The 26,493-nt window shown below is 64.7% G+C and carries 22 protein-coding genes and 1 tRNA gene; 6 read left to right on the plus strand and 17 right to left on the minus strand.

The features are described from left to right. Positions 1–230 precede the first annotated feature (230 nt). From fusA to AC4EEV_RS05210, 6 genes are all read right to left on the minus strand, one after another. Positions 231–2,345 (minus strand): elongation factor G, encoded by a 2,115-nt coding sequence (gene fusA / locus AC4EEV_RS05185; RefSeq protein WP_018760461.1) that lies wholly within the window; start codon positions 2,343–2,345, stop codon positions 231–233. Positions 2,346–2,414: 69 nt separating this feature from the next. After that, positions 2,415–2,885, minus strand: a complete 471-nt coding sequence (gene rpsG, locus AC4EEV_RS05190) for a 30S ribosomal protein S7 (protein ID WP_003803829.1) — start codon at positions 2,883–2,885, stop codon at positions 2,415–2,417. A 1-nt stretch (position 2,886) separates the two neighbouring features. After that, positions 2,887–3,261, minus strand: coding sequence for a 30S ribosomal protein S12 (rpsL, locus tag AC4EEV_RS05195; RefSeq protein ID WP_009358312.1), 375 nt, complete (start codon positions 3,259–3,261; stop codon positions 2,887–2,889). Positions 3,262–3,649: 388 nt separating this feature from the next. Then, positions 3,650–7,549, minus strand: coding sequence for a DNA-directed RNA polymerase subunit beta' (locus tag AC4EEV_RS05200; RefSeq protein ID WP_018760462.1), 3,900 nt, complete (start codon positions 7,547–7,549; stop codon positions 3,650–3,652). Between the two features lie 145 nt (positions 7,550–7,694). Beyond that, a complete protein-coding gene (rpoB, locus tag AC4EEV_RS05205; protein WP_018760463.1) occupies positions 7,695–11,204 on the minus strand; it encodes a DNA-directed RNA polymerase subunit beta in 3,510 nt (1,169 codons plus the stop codon). Positions 11,205–11,502: 298 nt separating this feature from the next. Beyond that, positions 11,503–11,976, minus strand: coding sequence for a hypothetical protein (locus AC4EEV_RS05210; RefSeq protein WP_018760464.1), 474 nt, complete (start codon positions 11,974–11,976; stop codon positions 11,503–11,505). A 266-nt stretch (positions 11,977–12,242) separates the two neighbouring features. Between AC4EEV_RS05210 and AC4EEV_RS05215 the strand changes: the two genes are divergently transcribed. Continuing rightward, a complete protein-coding gene (locus AC4EEV_RS05215) occupies positions 12,243–13,442 on the plus strand; it encodes an acetyl-CoA C-acetyltransferase (protein ID WP_285319145.1) in 1,200 nt (399 codons plus the stop codon). Continuing rightward, complete coding sequence (locus tag AC4EEV_RS05220; protein WP_491330290.1) at positions 13,442–13,939, plus strand: aminoacyl-tRNA deacylase; 498 nt, start codon at positions 13,442–13,444, stop codon at positions 13,937–13,939. The genes AC4EEV_RS05215 and AC4EEV_RS05220 overlap by 1 nt, the downstream gene beginning before the upstream one ends. A gap of 79 nt (positions 13,940–14,018) precedes the next feature. On the opposite strand, the gene rplL is transcribed toward AC4EEV_RS05220, so the two are convergent. The 9 genes from rplL to AC4EEV_RS05265 form a co-directional block, all read right to left on the minus strand. Beyond that, positions 14,019–14,396, minus strand: a complete 378-nt coding sequence (gene rplL / locus AC4EEV_RS05225; protein ID WP_018760467.1) for a 50S ribosomal protein L7/L12 — start codon at positions 14,394–14,396, stop codon at positions 14,019–14,021. 78 nt (positions 14,397–14,474) lie between these two features. Beyond that, positions 14,475–15,068, minus strand: coding sequence for a 50S ribosomal protein L10 (gene rplJ, locus AC4EEV_RS05230; protein ID WP_018760468.1), 594 nt, complete (start codon positions 15,066–15,068; stop codon positions 14,475–14,477). Positions 15,069–15,364: 296 nt separating this feature from the next. After that, entirely contained in the window at positions 15,365–16,483 is a 1,119-nt protein-coding gene (locus AC4EEV_RS05235) for a GNAT family N-acetyltransferase (RefSeq protein WP_018760469.1), read from the minus strand. A 7-nt stretch (positions 16,484–16,490) separates the two neighbouring features. Beyond that, positions 16,491–17,630, minus strand: a complete 1,140-nt coding sequence (locus tag AC4EEV_RS05240) for a GNAT family N-acetyltransferase (RefSeq protein ID WP_491330291.1) — start codon at positions 17,628–17,630, stop codon at positions 16,491–16,493. Positions 17,631–17,745: 115 nt separating this feature from the next. Beyond that, complete coding sequence (gene rplA, locus AC4EEV_RS05245) at positions 17,746–18,453, minus strand: 50S ribosomal protein L1 (RefSeq protein WP_018760471.1); 708 nt, start codon at positions 18,451–18,453, stop codon at positions 17,746–17,748. A 179-nt stretch (positions 18,454–18,632) separates the two neighbouring features. After that, positions 18,633–19,064, minus strand: coding sequence for a 50S ribosomal protein L11 (gene rplK, locus AC4EEV_RS05250; RefSeq protein WP_018760472.1), 432 nt, complete (start codon positions 19,062–19,064; stop codon positions 18,633–18,635). 128 nt (positions 19,065–19,192) lie between these two features. Further along, complete coding sequence (gene nusG, locus AC4EEV_RS05255; protein WP_491330292.1) at positions 19,193–20,014, minus strand: transcription termination/antitermination protein NusG; 822 nt, start codon at positions 20,012–20,014, stop codon at positions 19,193–19,195. Positions 20,015–20,129: 115 nt separating this feature from the next. Next, the gene (gene secE, locus AC4EEV_RS05260) at positions 20,130–20,414 is read right to left on the minus strand and encodes a preprotein translocase subunit SecE (protein ID WP_018760474.1); all 285 of its coding nucleotides are present in this window, start codon (positions 20,412–20,414) and stop codon (positions 20,130–20,132) included. A gap of 83 nt (positions 20,415–20,497) precedes the next feature. Then, a tRNA-Trp gene (locus AC4EEV_RS05265) sits at positions 20,498–20,570 on the minus strand. A gap of 277 nt (positions 20,571–20,847) precedes the next feature. Between AC4EEV_RS05265 and AC4EEV_RS05270 the strand changes: the two genes are divergently transcribed. Beyond that, positions 20,848–22,065 carry a pyridoxal phosphate-dependent aminotransferase gene (locus tag AC4EEV_RS05270; RefSeq protein ID WP_109044351.1) on the plus strand — a complete coding sequence of 406 codons (1,218 nt, stop codon included), beginning with the start codon at positions 20,848–20,850 and terminating at the stop codon, positions 22,063–22,065. Positions 22,066–22,168: 103 nt separating this feature from the next. On the opposite strand, the gene AC4EEV_RS05275 is transcribed toward AC4EEV_RS05270, so the two are convergent. Further along, positions 22,169–22,858: a LuxR C-terminal-related transcriptional regulator gene (locus AC4EEV_RS05275; protein WP_208294350.1), complete on the minus strand. Its 690-nt coding sequence runs from the start codon at positions 22,856–22,858 to the stop codon at positions 22,169–22,171. Continuing rightward, a complete protein-coding gene (locus AC4EEV_RS05280) occupies positions 22,855–24,189 on the minus strand; it encodes an ATP-binding protein (protein ID WP_018760477.1) in 1,335 nt (444 codons plus the stop codon). The genes AC4EEV_RS05275 and AC4EEV_RS05280 overlap by 4 nt, the downstream gene beginning before the upstream one ends. A 125-nt stretch (positions 24,190–24,314) precedes the next feature. Here AC4EEV_RS05280 and AC4EEV_RS05285 point away from each other — a divergent pair, with 125 nt between their 5' ends. From AC4EEV_RS05285 to AC4EEV_RS05295, 3 genes are read left to right on the plus strand one after another with little or no spacing between them, the layout of a single operon-like run. Next, a complete protein-coding gene (locus tag AC4EEV_RS05285; RefSeq protein WP_491330293.1) occupies positions 24,315–25,853 on the plus strand; it encodes a PspC domain-containing protein in 1,539 nt (512 codons plus the stop codon). A gap of 1 nt (position 25,854) precedes the next feature. Further along, positions 25,855–26,109, plus strand: coding sequence for a hypothetical protein (locus AC4EEV_RS05290; RefSeq protein ID WP_018760479.1), 255 nt, complete (start codon positions 25,855–25,857; stop codon positions 26,107–26,109). A 3-nt stretch (positions 26,110–26,112) separates the two neighbouring features. Beyond that, positions 26,113–26,376 (plus strand): PspC domain-containing protein, encoded by a 264-nt coding sequence (locus AC4EEV_RS05295; RefSeq protein WP_018760480.1) that lies wholly within the window; start codon positions 26,113–26,115, stop codon positions 26,374–26,376. Positions 26,377–26,493 lie beyond the last annotated feature (117 nt).

Here is a 26,493-nt window from a genome sequence, read left to right on the forward strand (position 1 = left end):
CTCCTGCCGCTCTTGTCGCGGCAGAAACTCAGGTAAGTCTACTTGGGGGGCTTTGGATTGGTGAAATTGCAGATTCAGGAACTAATACTAGTCCCTAGAGCCTGTTCGTGCAGATGGCCGGGAACCGGCTTGACCGGACGAATCCGACCGTGCCCCGGCCACCTGCACCGGCTGTGCTTTCCGTAACCGGCAAGCGCACCCGAGTTTTTCGCTGCGAAAAGTCCGAAGGACTACTCGCCGCGGGTCTTCTGGATGATCTCGTCGGCAACTGCCTTCGGGACCTCGGCGTAGCTGTTGAACGTCATGGAGTACACAGCACGGCCCTGGGTCTTCGAGCGCAGGTCACCGATGTAGCCGAACATGCCGGACAGCGGAACGTGCGCACGGATGACCTTGACGCCCTGTGCATCTTCCATGGACTGCATCTGGCCACGGCGGGAGTTGAGGTCACCGATAACTTCACCCATGTATTCCTCAGGGGTGCGGACCTCGACATCCATCAGCGGTTCAAGCAGGACCGGGTTCGCCTTGCGCGCAGCTTCCTTGAAAGCCATGCGGCCGGCGATCTTGAACGCCATTTCCGAAGAGTCAACATCGTGGTACGCGCCGTCAATCAGCGTGGCCTTGATGCCGACAACCGGGTAGCCGGCCAGGACGCCGTCGTTCAGCGCATCCTGGATGCCCGCGTCAACAGACGGGATGTACTCGCGGGGAACGCGGCCACCGGTGACCTTGTTCTCAAACTCGTACAGCTCGCCCTCGGCGGTGTCCAGCGGCTCGATCGCGATCTGGATCTTTGCGAACTGGCCCGAACCACCGGTCTGCTTCTTGTGCGTGTAGTCGTGGCGTTCGACGGCGCGCTTGATGGTTTCGCGGTAAGCAACCTGGGGCTTGCCCACGTTGGCCTCGACCTTGAATTCGCGGCGCATGCGGTCCACCAGGATGTCCAGGTGGAGCTCGCCCATGCCGGCGATGATGGTCTGGCCGGTGTCTTCGTTGAGGGACACCTGGAAGGTGGGGTCCTCAGCGGAGAGCTTCTGGATGGCCGTGGAGAGCTTCTCCTGGTCACCCTTGGTGTTCGGCTCGATGGCAACCGAGATCACGGGCTCCGGGAAGCTCATGGACTCGAGCACGATCTGGTTGTTGGCATCGCACAGGGTGTCGCCCGTGGTGGTGTCCTTCAGACCGATGGCTGCATAGATGTGGCCGGCGGTAGCACCCTCGACGGGCATTTCCTTGTTGGCGTGCATCTGGAACAGCTTGCCGATGCGCTCCTTCTTGCCCTTGGTGGAGTTGACCACCTGGGCGCCTGCTTCCACGTGACCGGAGTACACGCGGATGAAGGTGAGCTGGCCGAAGAAGGGGTGGGCCGCAATCTTGAAGGCCAGAGCCGAGAAGGGCTCTTCCGAGGAAGGCTTGCGGGTCAGTTCCTTCTCTTCGTCGCGAGGATCGTGGCCGACCATCGGGGGGACGTCGAGCGGGTTCGGCAGGTAGTCCACCACGGCATCGAGCATCGGCTGGACGCCGCGGTTCTTGAAGGCGGAGCCACAGAAGATCGGGTACAGCTCGGAGTTGATGGTCATCTTGCGGATGCCGGCCTTGAGCTCGTCGATCGAGATCTCTTCGCCCTCGAGGTACTTCTCCATGAGTTCCTCAGAGGACTCGGCGACCGTCTCAACGAGGTTCGCGCGGTACTCTTCAGCCTTTTCCTGCAGGTCGGCAGGGATCTCGCGGATTTCGTACTTGGCACCCATGGTCACGTCGCCCTTGGCGTCGCCCGGCCAAACCAGGGCACGCATGTAAAGCAGGTCGACGACGCCGATGAAGTCGTTCTCGGCACCGATGGGCAGCTGCATGACCAGCGGCTTGGCACCGAGGCGGCTGATGATGGTGTCTACGGTGAAGTAGAAGTCAGCACCGAGCTTGTCCATCTTGTTGACGAAGCAGATACGCGGAACGTTGTACTTGTCAGCCTGGCGCCAAACGGTTTCCGACTGCGGCTCAACGCCTTCCTTGCCATCGAAGACGGCAACTGCACCGTCGAGGACGCGCAGGGAGCGCTCAACCTCAACCGTGAAGTCAACGTGGCCGGGGGTGTCGATGATGTTGATCTGGTTGTTCTCCCAGAAGCAGGTCACGGCGGCAGACGTGATGGTGATGCCGCGTTCCTTTTCCTGTTCCATCCAGTCAGTGGTCGAAGCGCCGTCGTGCGTTTCGCCGATCTTGTGGTTCACACCCGTGTAGAACAGGATGCGCTCGGTTGTGGTGGTCTTGCCGGCATCAATGTGGGCCATGATGCCGATGTTGCGGACCTTACTAAGGTCGGTAAGCACGTCCTGTGCCACGGGGTCTCCTTTTGGGATGGACTACACGTTCGCCGCCGGCTCTGTTGAGCCGGCGGCGCCCGGGGAGTATTACCAGCGGTAGTGTGCGAAGGCCTTGTTGGACTCGGCCATCTTGTGGGTGTCTTCGCGACGCTTCACAGCGGCACCGAGACCGTTGGACGCATCCAGGATTTCGTTCTGGAGGCGCTCGGTCATCGTCTTTTCACGGCGGGCCTTGGAGTAGCCAACCAGCCAGCGCAGGGCGAGTGCGGTGGAGCGGCCCGGCTTGACCTCAACCGGGACCTGGTAGGTGGCGCCACCGACGCGGCGGGAGCGAACTTCAAGCGAAGGCTTGACGTTGTCCATGGCCTTCTTCAGCGCTGCGACGGGGTCGCCACCGGACTTGGCGCGTGCGCCTTCGAGGGCACCGTAGACGATGCGCTCTGCAGTGGACTTCTTGCCGTCAACAAGCACCTTGTTGATGAGCTGGGTTACCAGCGGGGAGCCGTAAACCGGATCCGAAACGAGCGGCCGCTTGGGGGCCGGACCCTTGCGAGGCATATTACTTCTTCTCCATCTTTGCGCCGTAGCGGCTGCGGGCCTGCTTACGGTTCTTCACGCCCTGGGTATCAAGGGCGCCACGGACGATCTTGTAGCGGACACCGGGGAGGTCCTTAACACGACCACCGCGGACGAGCACAATGGAGTGCTCCTGCAGGTTGTGGCCAACACCGGGGATGTAGGCGGTAACTTCCACGCCGCCGTTGAGGCGAACACGCGCCACCTTACGCAGAGCCGAGTTCGGCTTCTTCGGGGTGGTGGTGTAAACGCGGGTGCAAACACCGCGGCGCATGGGGCTGCCCTTAAGCGCGGGAGCCTTGGTCTTTGAGACCTTAGGCGTGCGGCCCTTGCGGACCAGCTGGTTAATCGTAGGCACTCTCGTGTTCTCCGTTTTATCCGGAGTGGCTGTTTCCGGCCACTCTCTTGTTGCGTTGCCCCGCCGCCCGAGCCCTGAAGAGGATCTTCATGGCGGCGAAGGCGAAGCCTTTAATAGTCGGATCGCATACCGGGAAGGAGCTTGCGATCCCATCAGTCCCTAGGCATGCAAAAATGTGGCATACGTTGCACAAGAACCCTGCAAACCGGAAACGTCGCTCTGGCCCAGCCTTTCAGCTGATACCGGCGCACTCATCCACTGCCACAATAACAATTGGTAACCAGTCTACCACGGACAGTGTCCAGGCCTTAATCGACGGGTTAAAGGGGGATGGTCCCCCACCGTGCGGTGCGGGACCATCCCTTTCGGCTAAGCCGGCTTCTGCTCGTTAGCGGAAGTCGTTGCCGAGGTCGTAGTCATCCAGCGGGATGGCGTGGAACTCGGGAGCTCCGTCACCGCCCAGGGTGTCGTACGAGAAATCGCTGAATGCGCTGGGGCCGGTGAACAGGTTGGCCTTCGCTTCTTCAGTGGGCTCGACCGTGACCTCCGTGTAGCGCGGGAGGCCCGTGCCGGCGGGGATCAGCTTACCGATGATGACGTTCTCCTTCAGGCCAAGCAGCGGATCGCTCTTGCCTTCCATGGCCGCCTGCGTCAGGACGCGGGTGGTCTCCTGGAAGGAAGCGGCCGAGAGCCAGGACTCGGTGGCCAGCGACGCCTTGGTGATGCCCATGAGCTCAGGACGTCCGGAAGCCGGAGTCTTGCCCTCGGACACAACGCGGCGGTTGGCCTCCTCGAACCGGCTCCGCTCGGCGAGCTCGCCGGGCAGCAAGTCCGATTCACCGGACTCGATGACCGTGACGCGCCGCAGCATCTGGCGGACGATAACCTCGACGTGCTTGTCGTGGATACCGATGCCCTGGCTGCGGTAGACGCCCTGGACCTCGTCCACCAGGAACTTCTGGGCGGCACGCGGACCCATGATGCGCAGGACCTGCTTGGGGTCCACGGGACCGTTGATCAGCTTCTGGCCAACGGTGACGTGGTCACCGTCTTCGATGAGCAGGCGTGAACGGCGCAGGACCGGGTAAGCGATCTCTTCCGTTCCGTCATCCGGGGTGATGACCAGGCGCATCTGGCGCTCGGACTCTTCGATGGTGATGCGGCCGGCTGCTTCGGCAATCGGCGCGACACCCTTCGGAGTACGGGCTTCGAAGAGCTCCTGGATACGGGGCAGACCCTGGGTGATGTCGTCGCCACCGCCGGCGGAAACTGCACCACCGGTGTGGAACGTACGCATGGTCAGCTGGGTACCGGGTTCACCGATGGACTGTGCGGCAATGATGCCCACGGCCTCGCCGATGTCCACGGTCTTGCCGGTGGCCAGCGAACGGCCGTAGCACAGGGCGCAGGTGCCGACGCTGGACTCACAGGTGAGGACCGAGCGGACCTTGACCTCGGTGATGCCTGCCTTGAAGAGTTCCGCGATGACGACGTCGCCGCAGTCGGTGCCGGCGGCTGCGAGGACATTGCCCTCGGAGTCCACGACGTCGACGGCCAGCGTACGGGCGTAGGCGCTGTTCTCGACGTTCTCGTCCAGGACGAGCTCACCGTTGGAATCGGCGACGGCGATGGGCGTGACCAAGCCGCGCTCGGTGCCGCAGTCTTCTTCACGGACGATGACGTCCTGCGAGACGTCCACCAGGCGACGGGTCAGGTAACCCGAGTTGGCGGTACGCAGGGCGGTATCGGCCAGGCCCTTACGGGCACCGTGCGTGGCGATGAAGTATTCCAGCACCGACAGGCCCTCACGGTAGGAGGACTTGATGGGGCGCGGGATGATCTCGCCCTTCGGGTTGGCCACCAGGCCACGGATACCCGCGATCTGGCGGACCTGCATCCAGTTACCACGTGCACCGGAGGACACCATGCGGTTGATGGTGTTCATCGGTGACAGGCTCTCGCGCATCACCGAGGCGATGTCGTTGGTGGCCTTGTTCCAGATCTCGATCAGTTCCTGGCGACGCTCGTCGTCGTCGATCAGGCCCTTGTCGTACTGGCCCTGGATCTTGGCGGCCCGTTCCTCGTAACCGGCAAGGATTTCCGGCTTGGCAGCCGGGACCTCGATGTCGGAGATGGCAACCGTGACGCCTGAGCGGGTGGCCCAGTAGAAACCGGCGTCCTTCAGGTTGTCCAGCGTTGCCGCGGTGACCACCTTCGGGTAGCGCTCGGCGAGGTCGTTGACGATCCGGGACAGCTCGCCCTTGTCGGCAACAGCCTCGACCCAGGGGTAGTCCTCGGGCAGGGTCTCGTTGAAGAGGACCTGGCCCAGGGAGGTCTGGACGAGAGCGGGCTGACCCTGCTCCCAGCCTTCCGGAGCTTCCCAGCCGGCGTAGGGCACGAAGCCTTCGAGCCGGATCTTGACCTGCGAGTTCAGGTGCAGCTCGCGGGCGTCGAACGCCATGATGGCTTCCGAAACCGAACCGAAGATACGGCCTTCGCCGGCTGAACCCTTGCGCTTGGTGGTCAGGTGGTAGAGGCCGATGATCATATCCTGCGAGGGCAGGGTGACCGGGCGTCCGTCGGAGGGCTTCAGGATGTTGTTCGAGGACAGCATCAGGATGCGGGCCTCAGCCTGCGCTTCGGGGCTCAGCGGCAGGTGGACTGCCATCTGGTCACCGTCGAAGTCTGCGTTGAACGCGCCACAAACCAGCGGGTGCAGCTGGATTGCCTTGCCTTCAACAAGCTGCGGCTCGAACGCCTGGATGCCCAGGCGGTGCAGGGTAGGTGCACGGTTGAGCAGCACCGGGTGTTCGGTGATGATCTCTTCGAGAACGTCCCAGACCTGCGGGCGGTAGCGCTCCACCATCCGCTTGGCCGACTTGATGTTCTGGGCGTGGTTGAGGTCAACCAGGCGCTTCATCACGAACGGCTTGAAGAGCTCCAGGGCCATCTGCTTGGGCAGGCCGCACTGGTGCAGCTTCAGCTGCGGGCCGACGACGATGACCGAACGGCCGGAGTAGTCGACGCGCTTGCCGAGGAGGTTCTGGCGGAAACGGCCCTGCTTGCCCTTGAGCATGTCGCTCAAGGACTTCAGCGGACGGTTGCCCGGTCCGGTGACCGGACGGCCGCGGCGGCCGTTGTCGAAGAGGCTGTCAACAGCTTCCTGAAGCATGCGCTTCTCGTTGTTGACGATGATCTCCGGAGCACCAAGGTCAAGCAGGCGCTTGAGGCGGTTGTTCCGGTTGATCACGCGGCGGTAGAGGTCGTTCAGGTCGGAGGTCGCGAAGCGGCCACCGTCCAGCTGGACCATCGGGCGCAGTTCCGGCGGGATCACCGGGACGGCGTCGAGCACCATGCCGAGCGGGCTGTTGTTGGTGGTCAGGAACGCGTTGACCACCTTCAGGCGCTTGAGGGCGCGGGTCTTGCGCTGGCCCTTGCCGTTGGCGATGATGTCGCGCAGCAGGTCGGACTCAGCCTGCATGTCGAAGTTCTCAAGACGCTTCTTGATGGCCTCGGCACCCATGGAGCCTTCGAAGTACATGCCGTAGCGGTCGCGCAGTTCGCGGTACAGGCCTTCGTCACCTTCGAGGTCCGCGACCTTGAGGTTCTTGAAGCGGTCCCAGACCTGCTCGAGGCGCTCGATGTCGGCGTCGGCGCGCTTGCGCACGTTGGCCATCTGGCGGTCGGCGGAGTCGCGGGCCTTCTTCTTGTCCGCTGCCTTGGCGCCTTCGCCCTCGAGGCGTGCGATTTCGCCTTCGAGGTCGCGGGCGATCGCGGCGATGTCGGCGTCGCGGTTGTCGATCAGCTGCTTCTTCTCGATGTCGTGCTCAACCTGCAGGTTGGGCAGTTCCTCGTGGCGGGCGGCCTCGTCGACGCTGGTGATCATGTAGGCGGCGAAGTAGATGACCTTTTCGAGGTCCTTCGGAGCCAGGTCAAGGAGGTAGCCCAGGCGGGACGGAACACCCTTGAAGTACCAGATGTGCGTGACGGGAGCGGCCAGCTCGATGTGGCCCATGCGCTCACGGCGGACCTTGGCGCGGGTGACTTCGACGCCACAGCGCTCACAGATGATGCCCTTGAAGCGCACGCGCTTGTACTTGCCGCAGTAGCACTCCCAGTCCCGGGACGGGCCGAAGATCTTCTCGCAGAAGAGGCCGTCCTTCTCGGGCTTGAGCGTGCGGTAGTTGATGGTTTCCGGCTTCTTAACCTCGCCGTACGACCAGCCGCGGATGTCTTCCGCGGTGGCGAGGCCGATCTGCATGAGGCCGAAGGAGGATTCGCTGGACATATGGTCCCTGTTCTCTCTTGTTCTCTAAATTCTGAAGTCTTGACGGCGCCGGGGTTTCGACAGCTCAACCACCGGGCGCCCTGGTTGCGGGAGGAGGGAGGGGGCGTACGACGGCGGGTGGTCACCCGCCGTCGTCAACCTCCTGCTAGACCTCTTCTACGGAGCTGGGCTCTGCGCGAGACAGATCGATGCCCAGTTCTTCCGCAGCCGTGAAGACTGCGTCATCAGAGTCACGCATTTCAATTGTGGTTCCGTCCGTGGAAAGCACTTCCACGTTCAGGCACAGCGACTGCATTTCCTTGATCAAGACCTTGAAGGATTCGGGAACACCCGGCTCGGGGATGTTCTCGCCCTTGACGATCGCTTCGTAGACCTTCACGCGGCCGTGGATGTCATCCGACTTGATCGTGAGGAGCTCCTGGAGCGTGTAGGCGGCGCCATAAGCTTCGAGCGCCCACACTTCCATTTCACCGAAGCGCTGGCCACCGAACTGTGCCTTACCACCCAGCGGCTGCTGCGTGATCATGGAGTACGGGCCGGTGGAGCGCGCGTGGATCTTGTCGTCCACCAGGTGGTGGAGCTTCAGGATGTACATGTAGCCGACCGAGATCGGATCCGGGAACGGTTCGCCGGAGCGGCCGTCAAACAGGCGGGTCTTGCCCGAGGAGTTGATCAGGCGGTCACCGTCACGGGTCACGTTGGTGGAATCCAGCAGGCCCGTGATTTCCTCTTCGCGGGCACCGTCGAACACCGGCGTGGCAACAGTGGTGGGGCCACTCTCGCGCGGCAGGTTCGGCAGCTGCTTGACCCACTCGGGCTCGCCTTCGATCTTCCAGCCGGTCTTGGCAACCCAGCCGAGGTGCGTTTCGAGCACCTGGCCCACGTTCATGCGGCCCGGAACACCCAGCGGGTTCAGGACGATGTCAACGGGGGTGCCGTCGGCAAGGAAGGGCATGTCCTCGACCGGGAGGATCTTGGAGATAACGCCCTTGTTGCCATGGCGGCCGGCGAGCTTGTCGCCGTCGGTGATCTTGCGCTTGGCAGCCACGTAGACGCGGACCAGCTGGTTCACGCCCGGGGGCAGCTCGTCGTCGTTGTCGCGGTCGAAGACGCGGACGCCGATGACGGTGCCGGACTCGCCGTGCGGCACCTTCAGGGAGGTGTCGCGCACTTCGCGGGACTTCTCACCGAAGATGGCGCGCAGCAGGCGCTCTTCCGGGGTCAGTTCGGTTTCACCCTTCGGGGTGACCTTTCCGACCAGGATGTCGCCTGCTTCAACCTCGGCACCGATGTGGATGATGCCGCGCTCGTCCAGGCCGGCCAGGACTTCCTCGGACACGTTGGGGATGTCACGGGTGATCTCCTCGGCACCAAGCTTGGTGTCGCGGGCATCGATCTCGTGCTCCTCGATGTGGATGGAGGAGAGGACGTCCTCGGCAACGATGCGCTGCGAGAGGATGATGGCGTCCTCGAAGTTGTGGCCTTCCCAGGACATGAATGCCACGAGCAGGTTCTTGCCGAGTGCAAGTTCACCCTGGTCCGTTGCCGGGCCGTCGGCGATGATGCCGCCGACTTCCAGGCGCTGGCCTTCGTTCACCAGGACGCGGTGGTTGTAGCAGTTGCCCTGGTTGGAACGGGCGAACTTGTTGATGCGGTAGTTGGTCTCGGTACCGTCGTCGTTGAGCATGATGACGAGCTCGGCGGAAACCTCGGTGACCACACCGGCCTTCTTGGCGATGACAACGTCACCTGCGTCGACGGCGGCGGCGCGTTCCATGCCGGTACCCACGAACGGGGCCTCGGAACGGACCAGCGGCACGGCCTGGCGCTGCATGTTGGCACCCATGAGCGCACGGTTGGCGTCGTCGTGCTCCAGGAACGGGATCAGGGCGGTTGCCACGGACACCATCTGGCGCGGGGAGACGTCCATGAACTCGACGTCGGCGGCGGGAACCAGGACGGGCTCGCCTCCACCACCGCGGGCACGGACCAGGACGGTGTCCTCGGCGAACTTGTTGTTCTCGTCCAGCGGGGCGTTGGCCTGCGCGATAAGCACCTCGGCCTCGTCGTCGGCCGTCAGGTACTGGACGTCGTCGGACACGACGCCGTCCTTGACCAGCCGGTACGGGGTTTCGATGAAACCGAACGGGTTGATCCGGCCGTAGGACGCCAGCGAACCGATCAGGCCGATGTTCGGGCCTTCAGGAGTTTCGATGGGGCACATACGTCCGTAGTGGGACGGGTGCACGTCACGGACTTCCATGCCGGCACGGTCACGGGACAGACCACCCGGGCCAAGCGCGGACAGGCGGCGCTTGTGGGTCAGGCCCGAGAGCGGGTTGTTCTGGTCCATGAACTGGGACAGCTGGGACGTTCCGAAGAACTCCTTGATGGCTGCAACCACAGGGCGGATGTTGATCAGGGTCTGCGGCGTGATGGCCTCGACGTCCTGGGTGGTCATACGCTCGCGGACGACGCGCTCCATGCGGGACAGGCCGGTGCGGACCTGGTTCTCGATGAGCTCGCCGACGGCGCGGATGCGGCGGTTGCCGAAGTGGTCGATATCGTCGATTTCGACGCGCAGGTCCACTTCCTGGCCATCGCGGGTGCCCTTGATGGTCTTCTCGCCGGCGTGCAGCGCGACGAGGAACTTGATCATGGCAACGATGTCTTCAACGTGCAGGACCGAGGCTTCCTTGTCACCAAGGGAGCGGTCGATGCCGAGCTTGCGGTTGATCTTGTAGCGGCCAACCTTGGCCAGATCGTAGCGCTTGGAGTTGAAGTACAGGTTGTCCAGCAGGGACTGGGCAGCCTCGACGGTGGGCGGCTCGCCCGGACGCAGCTTGCGGTAGATGTCCAGCAGGGCGTCTTCGCGGGTCTCGGTGGCGTCCTTCTCCAGGGTTGCCCGCATGGAGTCGTACTGGCCGAACTCTTCGAGGATCTGGCCTTCGGTCCAGCCGAGGGCCTTCAGCAGGACGGTGACGGACTGCTTGCGCTTGCGGTCGAGGCGGACACCTACCTGGTCGCGCTTGTCGATCTCGAGCTCGAACCAGGCACCGCGGGACGGGATGATCTTGGCGGTGAAGATGTCCTTGTCGCTGGTCTTGTCAGCGGCGCGCTCGAAGTAGGCGCCCGGCGAACGGACCAGCTGTGAGACGACGACACGCTCGGTGCCGTTGACCACGAAGGTACCCTTCTCGGTCATCAGCGGGAAGTCGCCCATGAACACGGTCTGCTGCTTGATTTCGCCCGTGTTGTTGTTCATGAACTCGGCCTTCACGTACAGCGGAGCCGAGTACGTTGCGTCCCGGTCCTTGCACTCGGCCATTGTGTACTTGGGGTCAGCGAACTCCGGATCGGAGAAGCTCAGGGACATGGTGCCCTGGAAGTCCTCAATCGGGGAGATCTCTTCAAAGATGTCCGACAGGCCGGACGTGGTGGCGACGCTGAGATCGTTTTCTTCGACAGCCTTTGCCACGCGTGCCTGCCAGCGCTCATTGCCGACCAGCCAGTCGAAGCTGTCTGTCTGCAGGGCAAGCAGATTCGGAACGTCAAGAGGTTCGTGAATCTTTGCGAATGAGAGCCGGCGAGTGGCACCATCAGTGCTGTCGGCGGTGTTAGCGGTTTCGTTATTAGAGGTGCTCGAGGCGACCAAGAGGGATCCTTCCACAGACCTTCAGGCGTTTTCAGATCTCCCCCGCTGTGCACCCTGCGGAGTGACTCCGCAGCGCTACCATCCGGTTCCGCTATATGACCCGGGACCCGCGCTGACGATGCTGTGACGTTGTCACGGCACGTTTATTGCCAGCTGCCAGGCAAAGCCCACCGCTATATGAAGGCTGAAGGTAAACAGGGAAGACGCAAATATCTACGATACGGCAAAACAACCTACGTGTCTACCCCACATCCGGCCGGATTGCAAGCACCTGTTTTCACGCTGTGCACCGGGCACCCTACAGGCGCAGCGTGACGCCTTCCGCCGTACAGGTTCCCGAGTTGGCGAAGACGGCGTCACGCACGGCGTCCTTGGACTCCTGGGCGGGCGTGCCGCCGGACTCAGCGGCAGCCGAGTGGTCGATCGCAAGCAGGCTGAGCGAGGCGAAGAGTCCCTCAAGGTCGCCGGAAACCGTGGCTTTGGCATCTTGGGCCTTCAGGTAGACGTCCTCGTAGCCTTTTGCATCGGTGGGGGAAACGGCAGCATAGTCCGCGAACAATGTGTTGAAGAGTTCACAGGCTTCCTTGGTACCCGCAGCCGCGTTGCCGGCGCCTGTTGACGTTGCTGACGCACGGGGCGTGCTGCCATCGCTGGACCGGACCGAGGGCGAAGCGGACGGCTGAGTTGAGTCCGCCGGCGACGGTGTCGATACCGAGCAGCCGGTGAGCGCGGCAACGGCGGCAAGGGCTGCTGCGGCAAATGTCGTCTTCATGTTCTCGCTCCGTCCGTCACGGCCCCGGAACCGGTGTCCCCCTGGAAAGCCTCGCCCACCACCCTACGCAAGGCGCCGCCGTCGTGCACAATGCCGGGATGGGGACCTCTCCCCCGCCTGCCGCGGCCTCCCGCCCGGAGGGGAGGATTCCTGCCGCAACCGGGACGCCGGAATGCACACAGACGATTCGGCGTTTGAGTATATGGGTGACCAGGCTCACGATAGCCTTGGTGGCTTACACCTGAACCGGATTGAAAGTGATGACCATGGGCAACTCTCCTGACAACAGTGACGTTGTCATCCTTGCAGCAGCGCGGACCCCGCAGGGCCGCATCAACGGCCAACTGTCCAGCCTGACGGCGGTGGACCTCGGCGCCCACGCCATCAGGGCTGCCTTGGCGGCCAGCGGCATTGATGCAGCCGACGTGGAAGCCGTGATCATGGGCCAGGTACTGCAGGCGGGTGCCGGCCAAAACCCTGCGCGGCAAAGCTCCATCGGCGCCGGGATCGGCTGGAACGTCCCCGCCGTGACGGTCAATAAGGTATGCCTCTCCGGGCTCACCGCCGTGATCGACGCCGCCCGCATGATCCGGGCCGGCGAAGCAGCCGTGGTGGTGGCCGGCGGCCAGGAATCCATGAGCCGGGCACCGCACCTGCTCCCCGGGTCCCGCCAGGGATGGACCTACGGCTCCATCCAGGCACTTGACGCAGCCGCCCACGACGGTTTGACCGACGCCTTCGACGGCGAGTCCATGGGGTTGTCCACCGAGACGCGCAACCTCACCCTGGGCATCGACCGGACCTCCCAGGACAACGTGGCCGCACAGTCCCACCAACGCGCGGCCCTCGCGGCAAAGAACGGAACGTTCGACGGCGAAATCGCCCCGGTCAGCGTGAAGCAGCGGAAGGGCGATCCACTGGTGGTGGACACCGACGAGGGCGTGCGCCCCAACACCTCCGTGGAGTCGCTCGCCGGGCTGCGCGCCGCATTCGTTACGGACGGAACCATCACGGCCGGCAACTCTTCTCCCCTGTCCGACGGCGCCACCGCACTGGTGCTCGCTTCCCGCGCCTACGCCGACGAACACGGCCTGGAGTACCTGGCCGTCGTCGGGAAGCCGGGCCAGGTTGCCGGACCGGACAACTCCCTGCATTCACAGCCTTCGCACGCGATCATGAATGCCCTCGGCAAAGCCGGCTGGAGCACGGCCGACCTGGACTTCATCGAGATCAACGAGGCCTTCGGTTCCGTTGCCGTGCAGTCGCTCAAGGATTTGGACTACCCCCTGGAAAAGTGCAACATCCATGGCGGGGCGATCGCCCTGGGGCATCCGATCGGGGCTTCCGGGGCGCGGCTGGCCGCGCACGCCGCCCATGAGCTCAAGCGCCGCGGGACGGGCAAGGCCGCGGTGGCCCTGTGCGGCGGAGGGGGGCAGGGCGAAGCGCTCCTGCTCTACCGCGACTAATGGCGGGCCTGACCGCAAACGGAACGGACGGCGTCGGGCGGGAACGTTTCCTGGCCGACGCCGCCGCGCGCGGCCTGCACGTTGACGTCGTGGAACGTCCGCAGGCACCCAGCCTCGCCGAAGCGGCCGATATCCTGGGCATCCCGCCGGCCGACATTGTGAAGTCACTGGTGGTCAAGCACAAGGACGGTTCATTCCTGTTCGCGCTGGTTCCAGGCGACCGGCAGATTTCCTGGCCGAAACTCCGGTCCCTGCTGGGCGTCAACAAGCTCTCGCTGCCACCGGCAGACGTTGCCCTGGAAGTGACCGGCTACGAGCGTGGCACCATCACGCCGCTGGGCAGCACCACGGCATGGCCTGTCTATGCCGACGCCACGATCACCGGGCGCCGGATCTCCATGGGCGCCGGAGCCCACGGCTACAGTGCGTTCGTTGACGCCGACTCGCTGACCGCAGCCCTGGATGCCGTAGTCGCCGACATCTCAGATCCCGGCTGACCCTTCGGCCCCGCTTAAAGCAGGAAACCCCGCCCAACTGGCTCGCAGTGGGGCGGGGTTTCCCGAGGAAAAGGCGTTGTTACTTGAGGGTAACGGTGGCGCCTGCAGCCTCGAGCTGCTCCTTGGCCTTCTCGGCAGCTTCCTTGTTGGCGCCTTCGAGAACAGCCTTGGGGGCGCTGTCAACCAGGTCCTTGGCTTCCTTGAGGCCGAGGGAGGTGATGGCGCGAACTTCCTTGATGACGGCGATCTTCTTGTCACCGGCAGATTCGAGGATGACGTCGAAGTCGGTCTTCTCTTCAACCTCTTCAGCAGCTCCGCCACCGGCGGGGCCGGCAACTGCAACAGCAGCGGCGGTAACTTCGAAGGTCTCTTCGAAGAGCTTGACGAACTCGGAGAGCTCGATGATGGTCAGTTCCTTGAAAGCTTCAATGAGCTCTTCGTTGCTGAGCTTCGCCATGGTTGGCGTCCTTCCTGTTGTGGTGTCCGAGCGGCGCGGAGCCGGGCCTGACACCGGAGTCTGGTGGGGTAAAGAGAATTAGTTCTCTTCGGCAGCGGCAGCTTCGGCGGGTGCCTCGGCTACTGCTTCAGCTGAAGAGTCAGCAGATTCTTCAGCGGCAGGCGCTTCGGCAGCTGCCGGTGCACCGTTCTCTTCTTCAAGCTTGAGGCGCAGTGCGTCGATGATGCGTGCAGCTGCGGCGGCGGGTGCCTTGAGGACGCCCGCAACCTTGGCGAGCTGCAGCTCACGGGACTCGAGGGCAGCCAGGGCTGCAACCTCGGTGGCGTCCAATGCCTTGCCCTCGAAGTAACCGGTCTTGATGACCAGCTGCTTGTTGGCCTTGGCAAAATCCGTCAGGCTCTTGGCAGCGGCAACTGCGTCACCCTTGATGAACGCGATTGCAGTGGGGCCGGCAAGCTGGCCGTCGAATGCTTCGACGCCGGCTTCCTTGGCTGCAATGGCGGTCAGGGTGTTCTTGACGACCGCGAACTTGGTGTCCTGGCCGAGAGAAACACGCAGCTGCTTGAGCTGTGCAACGGTGAGCCCGCGGTATTCGGTCAGGACAGCGGCGTTCGATTCCTTGAAATCGTTAGTGATCTCAGCTACTGCTGAAACCTTGGTAGGCGTTGCCATAACCCTCCTTCCGGGGATAGTGCCGGTATTCGACGGTCCCCGCTCAAAAGAGCTAAAACTAAAAACGCCCCGCGCAGATGCACGGGGCTTGGCTCAACACGGCTGAGCCGTGGAGCTTTGCTTCGTTCACCTGCGCCGGCCGCCCTGCGTTGAGGGTCCTTCGTCCGGAAACCTACTGTGGCCTCCGGCGCACAACTGCAGAGTTGAGCCATGAACAGGAGAGTGGATTTCCAACAACCGACGGTCTTTGGTACTCCCAGCTTACGTGAGGGAGCACCGGTCCGCCAAATCGGGCGTCAGCTGGTGCTGGTCCGCAAGGTGGGAAGTTCCTTTTGCCAGATACCCGTCACCCCTGCCGTCTGGAACCCAAGCTGCTTGTTGACCGTAAGCAGGTACCGGTTCTCGGGGGCATTCCAGGTGTAGATGATGCGGGCATCCGGGAACTGCTCGCTGAGCCGCTCCATGTTGGCCACTTTGATCAGCAGGCCCAGCTTGTTGCCGCGGTGCTCCTGCAGGACCAACGTATCGTCCTGGAAAACGACGTCGGCGCGGTGGGCCAGCACGGTGATGGTGGTCAGTCCCACCAGCGATCCCGTGGCGATGTGCTCGACGGCGGTGACCACCGTCCGCCTTCCCTGCGCGATGGCGACGTCTTCGGCCTCACGCAGGATCCCGCCGTCGAACACCATGTCCTGCTCAACCGGCACGTCCAGGGAGGGGTCGACGTCTGCACCCGCCTGGTTCTCCAGGACCGCCACGGCCTCCAGCCACTGGTCCGGGCAGCGGTCCGTCCAATGGTGCAGCCGGTACCGGCCGCCATTGGCTTCCTCGGCCTCAGCCTGGAGGTCGGCCACCAGCTTCGTGTCGAGGGGAAGCAGGCAGGAACTGAACTGCTCAATGTGCTGGAGTGTGTACCCGGTCCGCTGCGCGAACTCCACCTCCCGGCTTTCCAAGGGAACGAACCCCTGGCCGGTGCCCGGGACCAACTGGGCCTGACCAAATTCGTGGAGTGATGCGCCGGGGTGGTTGGTGTCCACCAGGATCATGGTGCGTCCCTCGCCGCGAGCCAGCTGTTCGGCCGCCTCAAGCAGGCGCCGGCCCACGCCCTGGCGCTGGAACTCGGGCAGTATGTCCAGGGTGAGTTCGGCAAGGTCCAGGTGGTCCGTCAGCGGCAGCGCGATGTCCACAGTGCCCACGATGTCTCCGTCCACCTTGGCGACGAGGATCAGCTGCCGCTCATAGGGATCAGCAAACTCGAGCAGTTTTTCCAGCGGACCGTAGGCGAGATCGTCACTCCCCCAGGTCTGCATCCGCACCTTGCGCCCCACCTCGACGGCGGCCAGGAAGTCGGCTGCGTCCGGGGTGTCCAGGGAATCCGGAATCCACAGCTGTTCGATCTTTACGTCTATCGCCATTCGGGCATCATCCCAGCCGTTTCTGCCACTCACCTTCATAGCCGGCAGGCTTGAATCCAAGTGCGGTATTAATCGCCAGCATATGCTGGTTTTCGCTGGCATTCCATGTCAGGACCGAGCGCGCCGGGGGCCACTTTTCCTGCGCGCGGCGGAGGTTGGCCACCTTGACCAGCATGCCCAGCCGATGCCCGCGATGCTCTGCCGACACCAAGGTGTCTTGCTGGATCAGCGACTCCGGCACCTCGGGGCGCCAGGTGAGGACCGTGTACGCCACCAGCTCGCCAGTGGGCCGGTGCACGGCGGCCGCCACGGAAGACTGGACGCCACTGCGGACAAGGGCCGATTCGTCCCCCCGGACCCGGGCCGCATCCCAGTCCTCGCGTTCCCAGTCCATGCCCGCGGTAGGCGCATCCGTGCTCATCCGCTCCTTGAGCCGGGCAAAGGCGGCAACAAGCTCTTCCGGGCAACGATCATCCCAGGCCGTCAGCGTGTAGCACTCTGCACGCGCGATCCCTTCCGCTTCGAGCCGGGCCAGCCGGTCACCAGCCACGGGCAGGGCCAGCCGGCTGGAGCGTTCCACCTGTTCCAGCTGGTAGCCGGCGGACAGGGCAAAAGCGCTTGCGGGGTGGTCCAGTGGCAAGTGCCCGGCCCCGGACTTCGCGGCCAGCCTGCCGGCGCCATGTCCCGAAGCGTCCAGGGGTATTTCATGGAAGCCGCCAAGGGATGACCGACCCCGGGAGTGGGCCACGGCCTCGACATGGCCCAGCAGCGCACGCCCGATCCCCCGGCGGCGCCAGCGGGGAACCACCAGGACCTCAATGCCCGCCGTGGCCGTGTTGTCCCGCAGCGGGAAGGTGACCGAGCACAGGCCCACCGGTTCGCTGCCGATCCGGGCCAGGAAGAGCTGCCGTTCTTCATAGGGGTTGCCACGCCAGTACTCAAGCGCCTCCTTGTCGGTCAGGCAGCGCTCCAGGCTTCCCCACACAGCCATGTCCTCCGCTGCCCGCATGGCCTGGCACTCCCGGAAGTCCGCCAACGTACCGGAGGGACCTTGGCCGCTTCCGGCGGCAGGGATCGCGACGGCGCCAATCACCAGTACGTCACGTGCCGGCAGCGGCGGGACGCCAGCGGGGTCCGGATTATCCATGCAGCCAGCTTAGGCAAATACGCCGGACAACAAAGGAGCCCGCCCCGGCGCATGCGCGTCGGGGCGGGCTCCTGATGCTCCGGGATCAGCCCGGGGCAGGAACTTTCATCAAGGACTAAGCCTCGGTGAGCACCTTGGTGACGTTGGGGTCGACGGAGATGCCGGGACCGAACGTGGTGGCAACGGTGGCCTTCTGGATGTAGCGGCCCTTGGCAGCGGACGGCTTCAGGCGAAGGACCTCTTCCAGGGCGGCTGCGTAGTTCTCGGCCAGCTTGATGGCGTCGAACGACACCTTGCCGATGATGAAGTGCAGGTTGGAGTGCTTGTCGACGCGGAAGTCGATCTTTCCACCCTTGATGTCGTTGACGGCCTTGGTGACGTCGGGGGTCACGGTGCCCGTCTTCGGGTTCGGCATCAGGTTACGCGGACCAAGGACCTTACCGAGGCGGCCAACCTTACCCATGAGGTCAGGGGTGGCAACGGCTGCGTCGAAGTCGGTCCAGCCGGCGGCGATCTTTTCGATCAGGTCGTCGGAACCAACGAAGTCCGCGCCGGCTGCGATTGCTGCCTCAGCCTTGTCGCCCGTGGCGAAGACCAGGACGCGGGCGGTCTTACCGGTGCCGTGGGGCAGGTTGACCGTACCGCGGACCATCTGGTCAGCCTTGCGGGGGTCAACGCCCAGGCGGAAAGCCACCTCGACGGTTGCGTCGAACTTGGACGGGTTGGTGTCCTTGGCCAGCGTTACTGCCTCGAACGGTGCGTAGTGCTTCTCCGCGTCGATCTTGGCGGCTGCTGCCTCATATGCTTTGCTGCGCTTTGCCATGCTGCTTATTTCTCCTTGTGCAGTTGTGGTCTGCGGACCGCGCTGGGCCCTGCCACAGTCGGTGATCCGGTTCGTTATCCGGCCCGGATGACCGACATTTCAATGTGTTTGGTGCCGGTGTCCCGGCGGTGCCGCCCGTCGTCGTCAATTACCTTGACGCTGGACAGCGGGAAGGGTGGTTAGCCCTCGACGGTGATACCCATGGAGCGGGCGGTGCCGGCGATGATCTTGGCTGCGCCTTCGAGGCTGGTGGCGTTGAGGTCTTCCATCTTGGTGGAGGCGATCTCGTTGACCTGGGCCTGGGTCAGCTTGGCAACCTTGACGGTGTGCGGGGTGGATGAACCCTTGGCAACGCCTGCAGCCTTCTTGATGAGCTCTGCAGCCGGCGGGGTCTTGGTGATGAACGTGAAGGAACGGTCCTCGTAGACCGTGATTTCCACGGGGATGACGTTTCCGCGCTGGGCTTCCGTCGCAGCGTTGTACGCCTTGCAGAATTCCATGATGTTGACACCGTGCTGGCCAAGCGCGGGACCGATCGGCGGGGCCGGGTTGGCGGCACCTGCCTGGATCTGCAGCTTGATGAGGCCGGTGACCTTCTTCTTGGGAGCCAATGTAGGGTCCTTCTCTCAATAACGTCCTGGGGCACAGGAGCGTGCCTCAGGTTTGTGGCCGCCATGGCAAGGCGGCCGGCCGTTCCGGCGCCGCTAAGCGGGCGGTGCCGGAACGAATTCTCGGTTGGTCAGATCTTGGTGACCTGGTTGAACGCCAGGGTGACGGGCGTTTCGCGCTCGAAGATGGAGACCAGCACCACGAGGGTCTGGGACTCGGGCTTGATCTCGGAGATCGTGGCGGGAAGGGTCTCGAACGGGCCTTCCTTGACGATGACGGACTCGCCGACCTCGAAGTCGACGGCCACGGGAGCCTGGTTCTGCTTGTTGACCGGCTTGCCCTTCTCGGCCTGCTCTTCCTCGAAGACCGGGGCGAGCATGGAGAAGACCTCGTCCAGGCGCAGCGGGACCGGGTTGTGGGCGTTGCCCACGAAGCCGGTCACGCCGGGGGTGTGGCGGACGGCGCCCCAGGAGGCGTCGGTCAGGTCCATGCGGACCAGGACGTAGCCGGGGATGCGGACGCGGTTGATCACCTTGCGCTGGGCGTTCTTGATCTCCACGACTTCTTCCATGGGCACCTGGATTTCGAAGATGTAATCTTCCATGTCCAGGGTCTGGATGCGGGTTTCAAGGTTGGCCTTCACGCGGTTCTCGTAACCTGCGTAGGAGTGGATGACGTACCAGTCACCCTCCTGGCGGCGCAGTTTGGCCTTGAACTCCTCGGCGGGATCAGCGGCTGCGGTGGCCGCTGCGGCGGCGAGGGCGTCGGCGGACTCGTCGTCGCCGTCTTCCGTGGCGTCGGCTTCTTCACCGGCGGCACCGTCAGCATCGGAGCCGGCGTCGTCGGATTCGGGCGCGAAGGACTCAACCTCGGACTCTTCACCGGCTTCTGCCGCGACGTCCTGGGACTGTTCCAGCCCAGACTCGGTTACCTCGAGCTCCTGCTCAGACACTTGGTCTCCTGCTTCCTCATTGCCTAACATGCCTATTTAAATGGCTCAATTCCGCACACCGGCGCTTCCCTTCCGGTTTCCCGGACGAAACACGCGGCCTGCGGACCATCCAGCCTTAGCTGTCCGTCGAGCCGGTACCGCCGAAGATCCAGCTGACAGCGGTTCCGAAACCAATGTCCAGCAGGCTGACGATGACCATCATGATGGCCACGAACACCAGCACCACGAGCGTGTAGTTGATCAGTTCCTTGCGGGTGGGGGCCACAACCTTCTTGAGTTCGCCAATGATCTGGCGGACAAAGAGAGCAATGCGGGCGAAGAAGCTTGCCTTGGCTTCCTTCTTAGCTGGGCGGCCCTTGGAGCTGCTGGCAGCTGTTTCGGTCACCTGGTCCTCGCTCATCTTTGCAATGGTGGATTACCCGGCCCTGATCAGAACCATGGTTGCTGCGCCTGCCCCGGGCTTTCGCCCGGAGACAGCTTGCGCAGGGCAGACAGGACTCGAACCTGCAACCTGCGGTTTTGGAGACCGCTGCGCTACCAATTGCGCCACTACCCTATGGAGTGAATGCCACTCTTTGACGACCCATGCACCAGTTTGAACTGGGGCGCACGCCATCATCCGTGTTTCAACACCGGTGAACCAGTCTACGCAAGAAGTCCGCGTAGGTAAAACCGGCCCGACCCGGCCCATCCGCCGGCCGGTCCGACTTGTGCAGCAGTCAGCAGTCACAAAACCAAACCGGCTCCCCGGAGGGTCCGCTGAACAGCTTAGAGTAGAACTCGTCGAAACCCACATTCCAGCCTTCAGGCTGCAAGCGAAGAACGGACCTGCCATGTCTGCCGCCCGCGTTTCCAAGCGCATATCCGCAATTGCCGAATCCGCAACCCTTGCCGTTGATGCCAAGGCGAAGGCGCTCAAGGCAGCAGGCCGGCCGGTTATTGGCTTCGGCGCGGGCGAACCCGACTTCCCCACCCCGGACTACATTGTCCAGGCCGCCATCGAAGCGGCCGGCCAGCCCAAGTACCACCGCTATTCCCCTGCGGGCGGCTTGCCGGAGCTGAAGAAGGCCATTGCCGAAAAGACCCTCCGGGACTCGGGCTATACCGTTGACCCCTCGCAGGTGCTGGTCACCAACGGCGGCAAGCAGGCTGTGTACAACACGTTCGCCACCTTGGTGGATCCGGGCGACGAAGTGATCGTGCCCACCCCGTTCTGGACCACCTACCCCGAGGCGATCCGCCTGGCCGGCGGCGTGCCCGTGGAAGTTTTCGCAGGGCCCGAGCAGGAGTACCTGGTAACCGTCGAGCAGTTGGAAGCGGCTGTCACGGACAAGACGAAGATCCTGTTGTTCGTCTCGCCGTCGAACCCCACCGGCGCTGTCTACTCGCCGGAGCAGGTGGCTGAGATCGGCAAGTGGGCCGCAGCAAAGGGCCTCTGGGTTGTCACGGACGAGATCTACGAGCACCTCACCTACGACGGCGTCCCCTTCACCTCCATCGCCACTGCAGCCCCCGAACTTGGCGACAAGGTGGTCATCCTCAACGGCGTCGCCAAGACGTACGCGATGACCGGCTGGCGCGTGGGCTGGATGATCGGCCCCGCCGACGTCATCAAGGCCGCCACCAACCTGCAGTCGCACGCCACGTCCAACGTCTCCAACATCATGCAGATTGCGGCCCTCGCCGCCGTGTCCGGTCCGCTGACCGCGGTCGATGAGATGAAGGTGGCCTTCGACCGCCGCCGCAAGGCCATCGTCGCCGGCCTGAACGCCATTGACGGCGTGGAATGCCCGACGCCGAAGGGCGCCTTCTACGTCTACGCGGACGTCCGGGGGCTGCTGGGCAAGGAATTCCCCACCGCGTCAGGCACCGCCACGCCTCAGACGTCTGCCGAGCTGGCCGCCCTGATCCTGGATGAGGTAGAGGTGGCTGTGGTCCCCGGCGAGGCGTTCGGCCCGTCCGGATTCGTGCGCCTCTCCTACGCACTGGGCGATGACGACCTCGCCACCGGCGTCCAGCGCCTGCAGGACTTCCTGGGCAAGGCCCAGTAGACGCCCGCTCACTTCCGGCTGGTTAGACACCGACGCCCGCTCACTTTCCTTGAGGAAGTGAGCGGGCGTCGGTGTCTAAGGCGTCAAAGGTGAGCTGGCGTTGTTAGAGGAGGCGGCGCTCGGCGGCCCACTTGGTCAGCTCATGCCGGCTGGAAAGCTGCAGCTTCCGGAGCACCGCGGACACGTGGGTTTCCACCGTCTTGATGCTGATGAAGAGTTCCTTGGCCACTTCCTTGTAGCTGTAGCCCCGGGCGATGAGCCGCATGACCTCCAGTTCGCGTGCCGAGAGCTTGTCCAGCTCGTCGTCGGCAATGTCCGCGGGAGCGGTTCCGAATGCGTCCAGGACGAACCCGGCCAGGCGCGGAGAGAACACGGCGTCGCCGCCGGCCACCCTGAACACGGCATCAGTGATCTCGGCGCCGGAAATGGTCTTGGTGACATAGCCCCTGGCCCCGGCGCGGATCACCGCCACCACGTCCTCCGCTGCGTCGGAAACGCTCAGGGCCAGGAAGCGGGTGGCGGAGAGGAGGGGTGCGGAGCCGGCGATGACTTCCCGGCCGCCGCCGCCCAGCCCACCGGGCAGGTGCACGTCCAGGAGGACGACGTCGGGCCGCTGCTCGGCGATCACGGCGATGGCCTGTTCCACGGTGGCGGCTTCCCCCACCACGTGGATGCTGGCGTCGAGGTCGGCCTTCAACCCGGAGCGGAAGATCGCGTGATCGTCCACGATCACCACCCGCACGGATTTGGCCGGCCGGGCGGCTGCGCCCCCTGTTCCCTGGATGGTGCTCATGGTTTCCCTTCCGCGTTCTCCGCTGCCGGCAGCCTCAGCCGAACCTCGGTGCCGTCATCCGTACTGAGGATGGCAGCCGAGCCGCCATGCCTTTTCATTCTGCCGATGATCGATTCCCGGACGCCAAGCCTGTCCGAGGGAACGTTCCCCAGCTCAAAACCGGGGCCCCTGTCCTTGATGAAGATCTCGGCTTGCCCGTCCGAAGCCTCAAGATAAACGGACACCGTTCCGCCGCCGTGCCGGGAGGCATTGAGCATCGCCTCACGGCTGGCCTGGACCAAGGCTTCGTGAGCCTCCGTCATGGCGGCGTCACCCACCGTGACCACCTCCACCGCGTTGCCGAGCAGGTCCTCCACCTCGGCGGCTGCGGCCTTGATCCGGTCCGACAATTGGCCGCTTTCCCGTCCGTGGTCCTGAAAGAGCCAGCCACGCAACTCACGCTCCTGCGCGCGGGCCAGGCGGACGACGTCGTGCTCGTTGCCCGCCCGCCGCTGGATCAAGGCGAGCGTCTGCAGCACTGAGTCGTGCAGGTGGGCCGCGATCTCCGCGCGTTCCGTTTCCCGGATGCGGCCCGCACGCTCGGCTTCGAGGTCCCGCCAGAATTTCAAGGCCCACGGCAGCAGGACCAGCACCACGCCGCCCAGGACCGCCACGGAAGCCAGCAGCGCAAGCCACGTCTGTTCCCAGGAACCCGAGCCGGACACCATCACCAGGACACCGGCAACCACCAGCGCCAGCCCCGCTGCGAGCCGGCCCCAGCCGCCGGCCTGGTCCGCCTTGGTCTTGTCCACCAGTCCCGCCCGGCGGGTCTCGTCCAGTTGCATCCAGGCGATCGAGGCGCCACCCAGGACAGCGGCGGCGGGGATGAGGGTGCCCAGGGACACATCAACACCCAGCAACTGGGCGATCATGATCCCGGCGACCAGCAGGAGCCCGCAGCCGAGCAGGATCTCCTTGCCGTAGCGCATGCCCCGCACCCGGAACCAGGGAGCGCCGGGGGTTGCGCCCGTGCCGGCCGGGCCGGAGCCCGCGGCACCCGTGGGACTTCCGTCGTCGTCCGTTGTTGCGGCGGCGGGCCGGCTCACCGCCGGGGCAATGGGCGACGCCGGGCGGCGGGTATTGCGCCGGGCAGCCTCATCCGCGGTGGGAACCATGATCCAGAGCCACGCGTAAAACACCAGGCCGGCCCCGCCTGCGAAGGACGCGAGGACCATGCCCCAGCGGACGGTCTTCACGGGCCACCCGAGGTGCAGGGCCAGGCCGGAGCACACGCCGGCGATGACCCGGTCACTGCTCCGGGCCAGGGGCGGCCGCGCGGGGAGGGTTGTCATGGATCAATCCAAGCATGGATCAGGGTGGCCCGGACCGGGTTGTGCGCTTTCCCGGGGGTGGCTCAGGGACCGTTCAGGGTTTCCCCCAGTAGAGCGGCGACGGGCTTGGACGGGAGGATCGAAGTATGAACTCGCAGACCCCTTCCCCCGACGACGAACACCCAACCGGGCCGTTGCCCGGCTCCGGCAACCAGCGGCCCACCGAGCCGCTGCCGGCCTCCGACGCGATTCCTCCGGGCCCGGCGTCGGGCCCCGCCCAGGGCGGCCCCGGCGGTTCGCAGGATGGCCCCACCGCTCCCCCAGCTTCCGACCCGGCACAGGGCTATGCCTTCCACGCCGGCCCCACCCCGCCAGCAGCCTCAAGCGACTTCTTCGGCTGGATCCGCAGCCAGGGCATCTCCCGGGGCAGCGACCGCTGGATCGGCGGCGTCTGCAGCGGCATAGCCCACCGGCTCGGCGTGGACCCCATCATCATCCGCGGCGCCCTTATAGTCCTGACCCTCCTGGCAGGCATCGGCGTACTGCTCTACGGCCTGGCCTGGGCCTTCCTCCCGGAACCGGACGGCCGGATCCACGTCCAGGAAGCCGGCGCGGGCCGCTGGTCCAGTGGCATGACGGGCGCACTGATCGCCACCGTCCTCGGATTCACCGGCCTGGGCGGAGGGTTCTGGGGGTGGAGCCACAACGGCTTGAGCGGCCTCCTCTGGACCGTGTTCTGGGTGGCCGGCGCGATCTTCCTGATCTACCACCTCTCCCAGCGCAACAAAGCACGTCCCACCATGGCGGGCCATGCTCCGGCGGCTCCGGGTGCGCCATACACGGCGGGACGGCCAGGTTCCGAACACACGTCGTCCTTCTCCGCGGCCACCACGTCCGGCCCCGCCCAGGCGTTCCCTCCAGCGCCCGCCTATGGCGGCGGCACCGCCGGCGGGCCCGCAGGGAATGGCCCGGGAGCATTCGGAGGGACCGGCGGCCCGGGCGGTTCCGGCGGGGACGGATACCCGGCGCCGTGGGTTCCGCCGCGGCCGCCCAAGCCCCGGCCGGCCGGCCCGGGTGCCCCCGCCGTCGCCATCGCCACCGGCTCTGCCCTGCTGGTGGGCGGAGGCCTCAAGGCACTGGACGCCGGGCATGTCATCGACCTTGGCGGCTCCGGCAACGCGATTGTCTGGGCCAGCGCCGCGGCAGTCCTTGGCCTGGGCATCCTCGTGGCGGGACTGCGCGGCCGGACCTCGGGGATCCTGAGCCTGTTCGCCGTGATCGCCCTGGTTACCGGCGGCGTCTACAACGTGGCGATCGACGGCAGGATGCGTTTCCAGCAGGTGGACTGGAACCCCGCCAGCATCGAGGAGGCGCGCGGCGGCATCGACATCACCGCCGGACGGGGAACCGTGAACCTCACGGACCTGTCCCCCTTAGCCCCCCTGACCTCCGACGTCGTGGTTCCGCTCGATATCACGGCCAGCAACGTCACCGTGGTGATCCCGCAGAACGTGCCCGTGGATATCAAGGCGGACATGACCATGGGCAACCTGAACGAGGCCACAGGCCAGCGCGGCGGGACCACCACCCGCGAGAGCAGCTACAACGCGGACAAACCCGGCAACCACCTGGTGGTGCGGATCGATGGCACCTTCAGCAACGTCACAATCCAGGAAGGCAACTGACATGGACAGCAACATTCCGACGACGGCGGGCCACGAGCCTGCCGATGCGGCGCCGGCCAGGGTGGGAACCGTGGTGTGGGGCCTGATCGTCCTGGCTTTGGCCGCGCTGATCATCGTGGCGCAACTGGGCATCGTCACCCTCAACGGGACCTACGTCCTGATCGGCCTCATGATCGGCGCCGGAGTGGCCCTGGTGGCCGGCGGCCTGCTCTCTGCCCGCAAACGTGACAACGACCCACTGAAAAGGAAGTCTTGAACCATGGATAAGTTCTTCAGCATTGTCAGGGGCCTTGGCCTGAAGCGCGGCCCGCAGCGCTGGCTCGGCGGGGTGCTGGGCGGCATCGCGGCCAAGCTGAACGTGGACGTGGCCTACGTGCGCATCGCGTTCCTGCTGTTCTGCCTCCTCCCGGGACCCGCCGTCGTCTTCTACCTGCTGGCCTGGGTGGTGCTTCCGGACCAGCGCGACGAGATCCCGCTGCAAACCTTCCTGGAGCGCCGCTCGACCAACGGCCCACGGATGTAGCTACGGAAGGTACCTCCCCCACTGGGGGACCAGGCCCCCGCCCTCGTGAACGGATCACGGATGCGGGGGCTTTTTCCTGCCCGCGGCCACCCGCCGGGAAAGCGCACCGCATGTAAC

This window comes from Pseudarthrobacter sp. MOO14, assembly GCF_058267675.1.

Coding starts and splice junctions, on each gene's coding strand:
- rpsG (WP_003803829.1), bottom strand. CDS start 2,885: ATGCCTCGCAAGGGTCCGGCCCCCAAGCGGCCGCTCGTTTCGGATCCG.
- AC4EEV_RS05200 (WP_018760462.1), bottom strand. CDS start 7,549: ATGTCCAGCGAATCCTCCTTCGGCCTCATGCAGATCGGCCTCGCCACC.
- AC4EEV_RS05210 (WP_018760464.1), bottom strand. CDS start 11,976: ATGAAGACGACATTTGCCGCAGCAGCCCTTGCCGCCGTTGCCGCGCTC.
- AC4EEV_RS05215 (WP_285319145.1), top strand. CDS start 12,243: ATGGGCAACTCTCCTGACAACAGTGACGTTGTCATCCTTGCAGCAGCG.
- AC4EEV_RS05220 (WP_491330290.1), top strand. CDS start 13,442: ATGGCGGGCCTGACCGCAAACGGAACGGACGGCGTCGGGCGGGAACGT.
- rplL (WP_018760467.1), bottom strand. CDS start 14,396: ATGGCGAAGCTCAGCAACGAAGAGCTCATTGAAGCTTTCAAGGAACTG.
- rplJ (WP_018760468.1), bottom strand. CDS start 15,068: ATGGCAACGCCTACCAAGGTTTCAGCAGTAGCTGAGATCACTAACGAT.
- AC4EEV_RS05235 (WP_018760469.1), bottom strand. CDS start 16,483: ATGGCGATAGACGTAAAGATCGAACAGCTGTGGATTCCGGATTCCCTG.
- AC4EEV_RS05240 (WP_491330291.1), bottom strand. CDS start 17,630: ATGGATAATCCGGACCCCGCTGGCGTCCCGCCGCTGCCGGCACGTGAC.
- rplA (WP_018760471.1), bottom strand. CDS start 18,453: ATGGCAAAGCGCAGCAAAGCATATGAGGCAGCAGCCGCCAAGATCGAC.
- secE (WP_018760474.1), bottom strand. CDS start 20,414: ATGAGCGAGGACCAGGTGACCGAAACAGCTGCCAGCAGCTCCAAGGGC.
- AC4EEV_RS05270 (WP_109044351.1), top strand. CDS start 20,848: ATGTCTGCCGCCCGCGTTTCCAAGCGCATATCCGCAATTGCCGAATCC.
- AC4EEV_RS05275 (WP_208294350.1), bottom strand. CDS start 22,858: ATGAGCACCATCCAGGGAACAGGGGGCGCAGCCGCCCGGCCGGCCAAA.
- AC4EEV_RS05280 (WP_018760477.1), bottom strand. CDS start 24,189: ATGACAACCCTCCCCGCGCGGCCGCCCCTGGCCCGGAGCAGTGACCGG.
- AC4EEV_RS05285 (WP_491330293.1), top strand. CDS start 24,315: ATGAACTCGCAGACCCCTTCCCCCGACGACGAACACCCAACCGGGCCG.
- AC4EEV_RS05290 (WP_018760479.1), top strand. CDS start 25,855: ATGGACAGCAACATTCCGACGACGGCGGGCCACGAGCCTGCCGATGCG.
- AC4EEV_RS05295 (WP_018760480.1), top strand. CDS start 26,113: ATGGATAAGTTCTTCAGCATTGTCAGGGGCCTTGGCCTGAAGCGCGGC.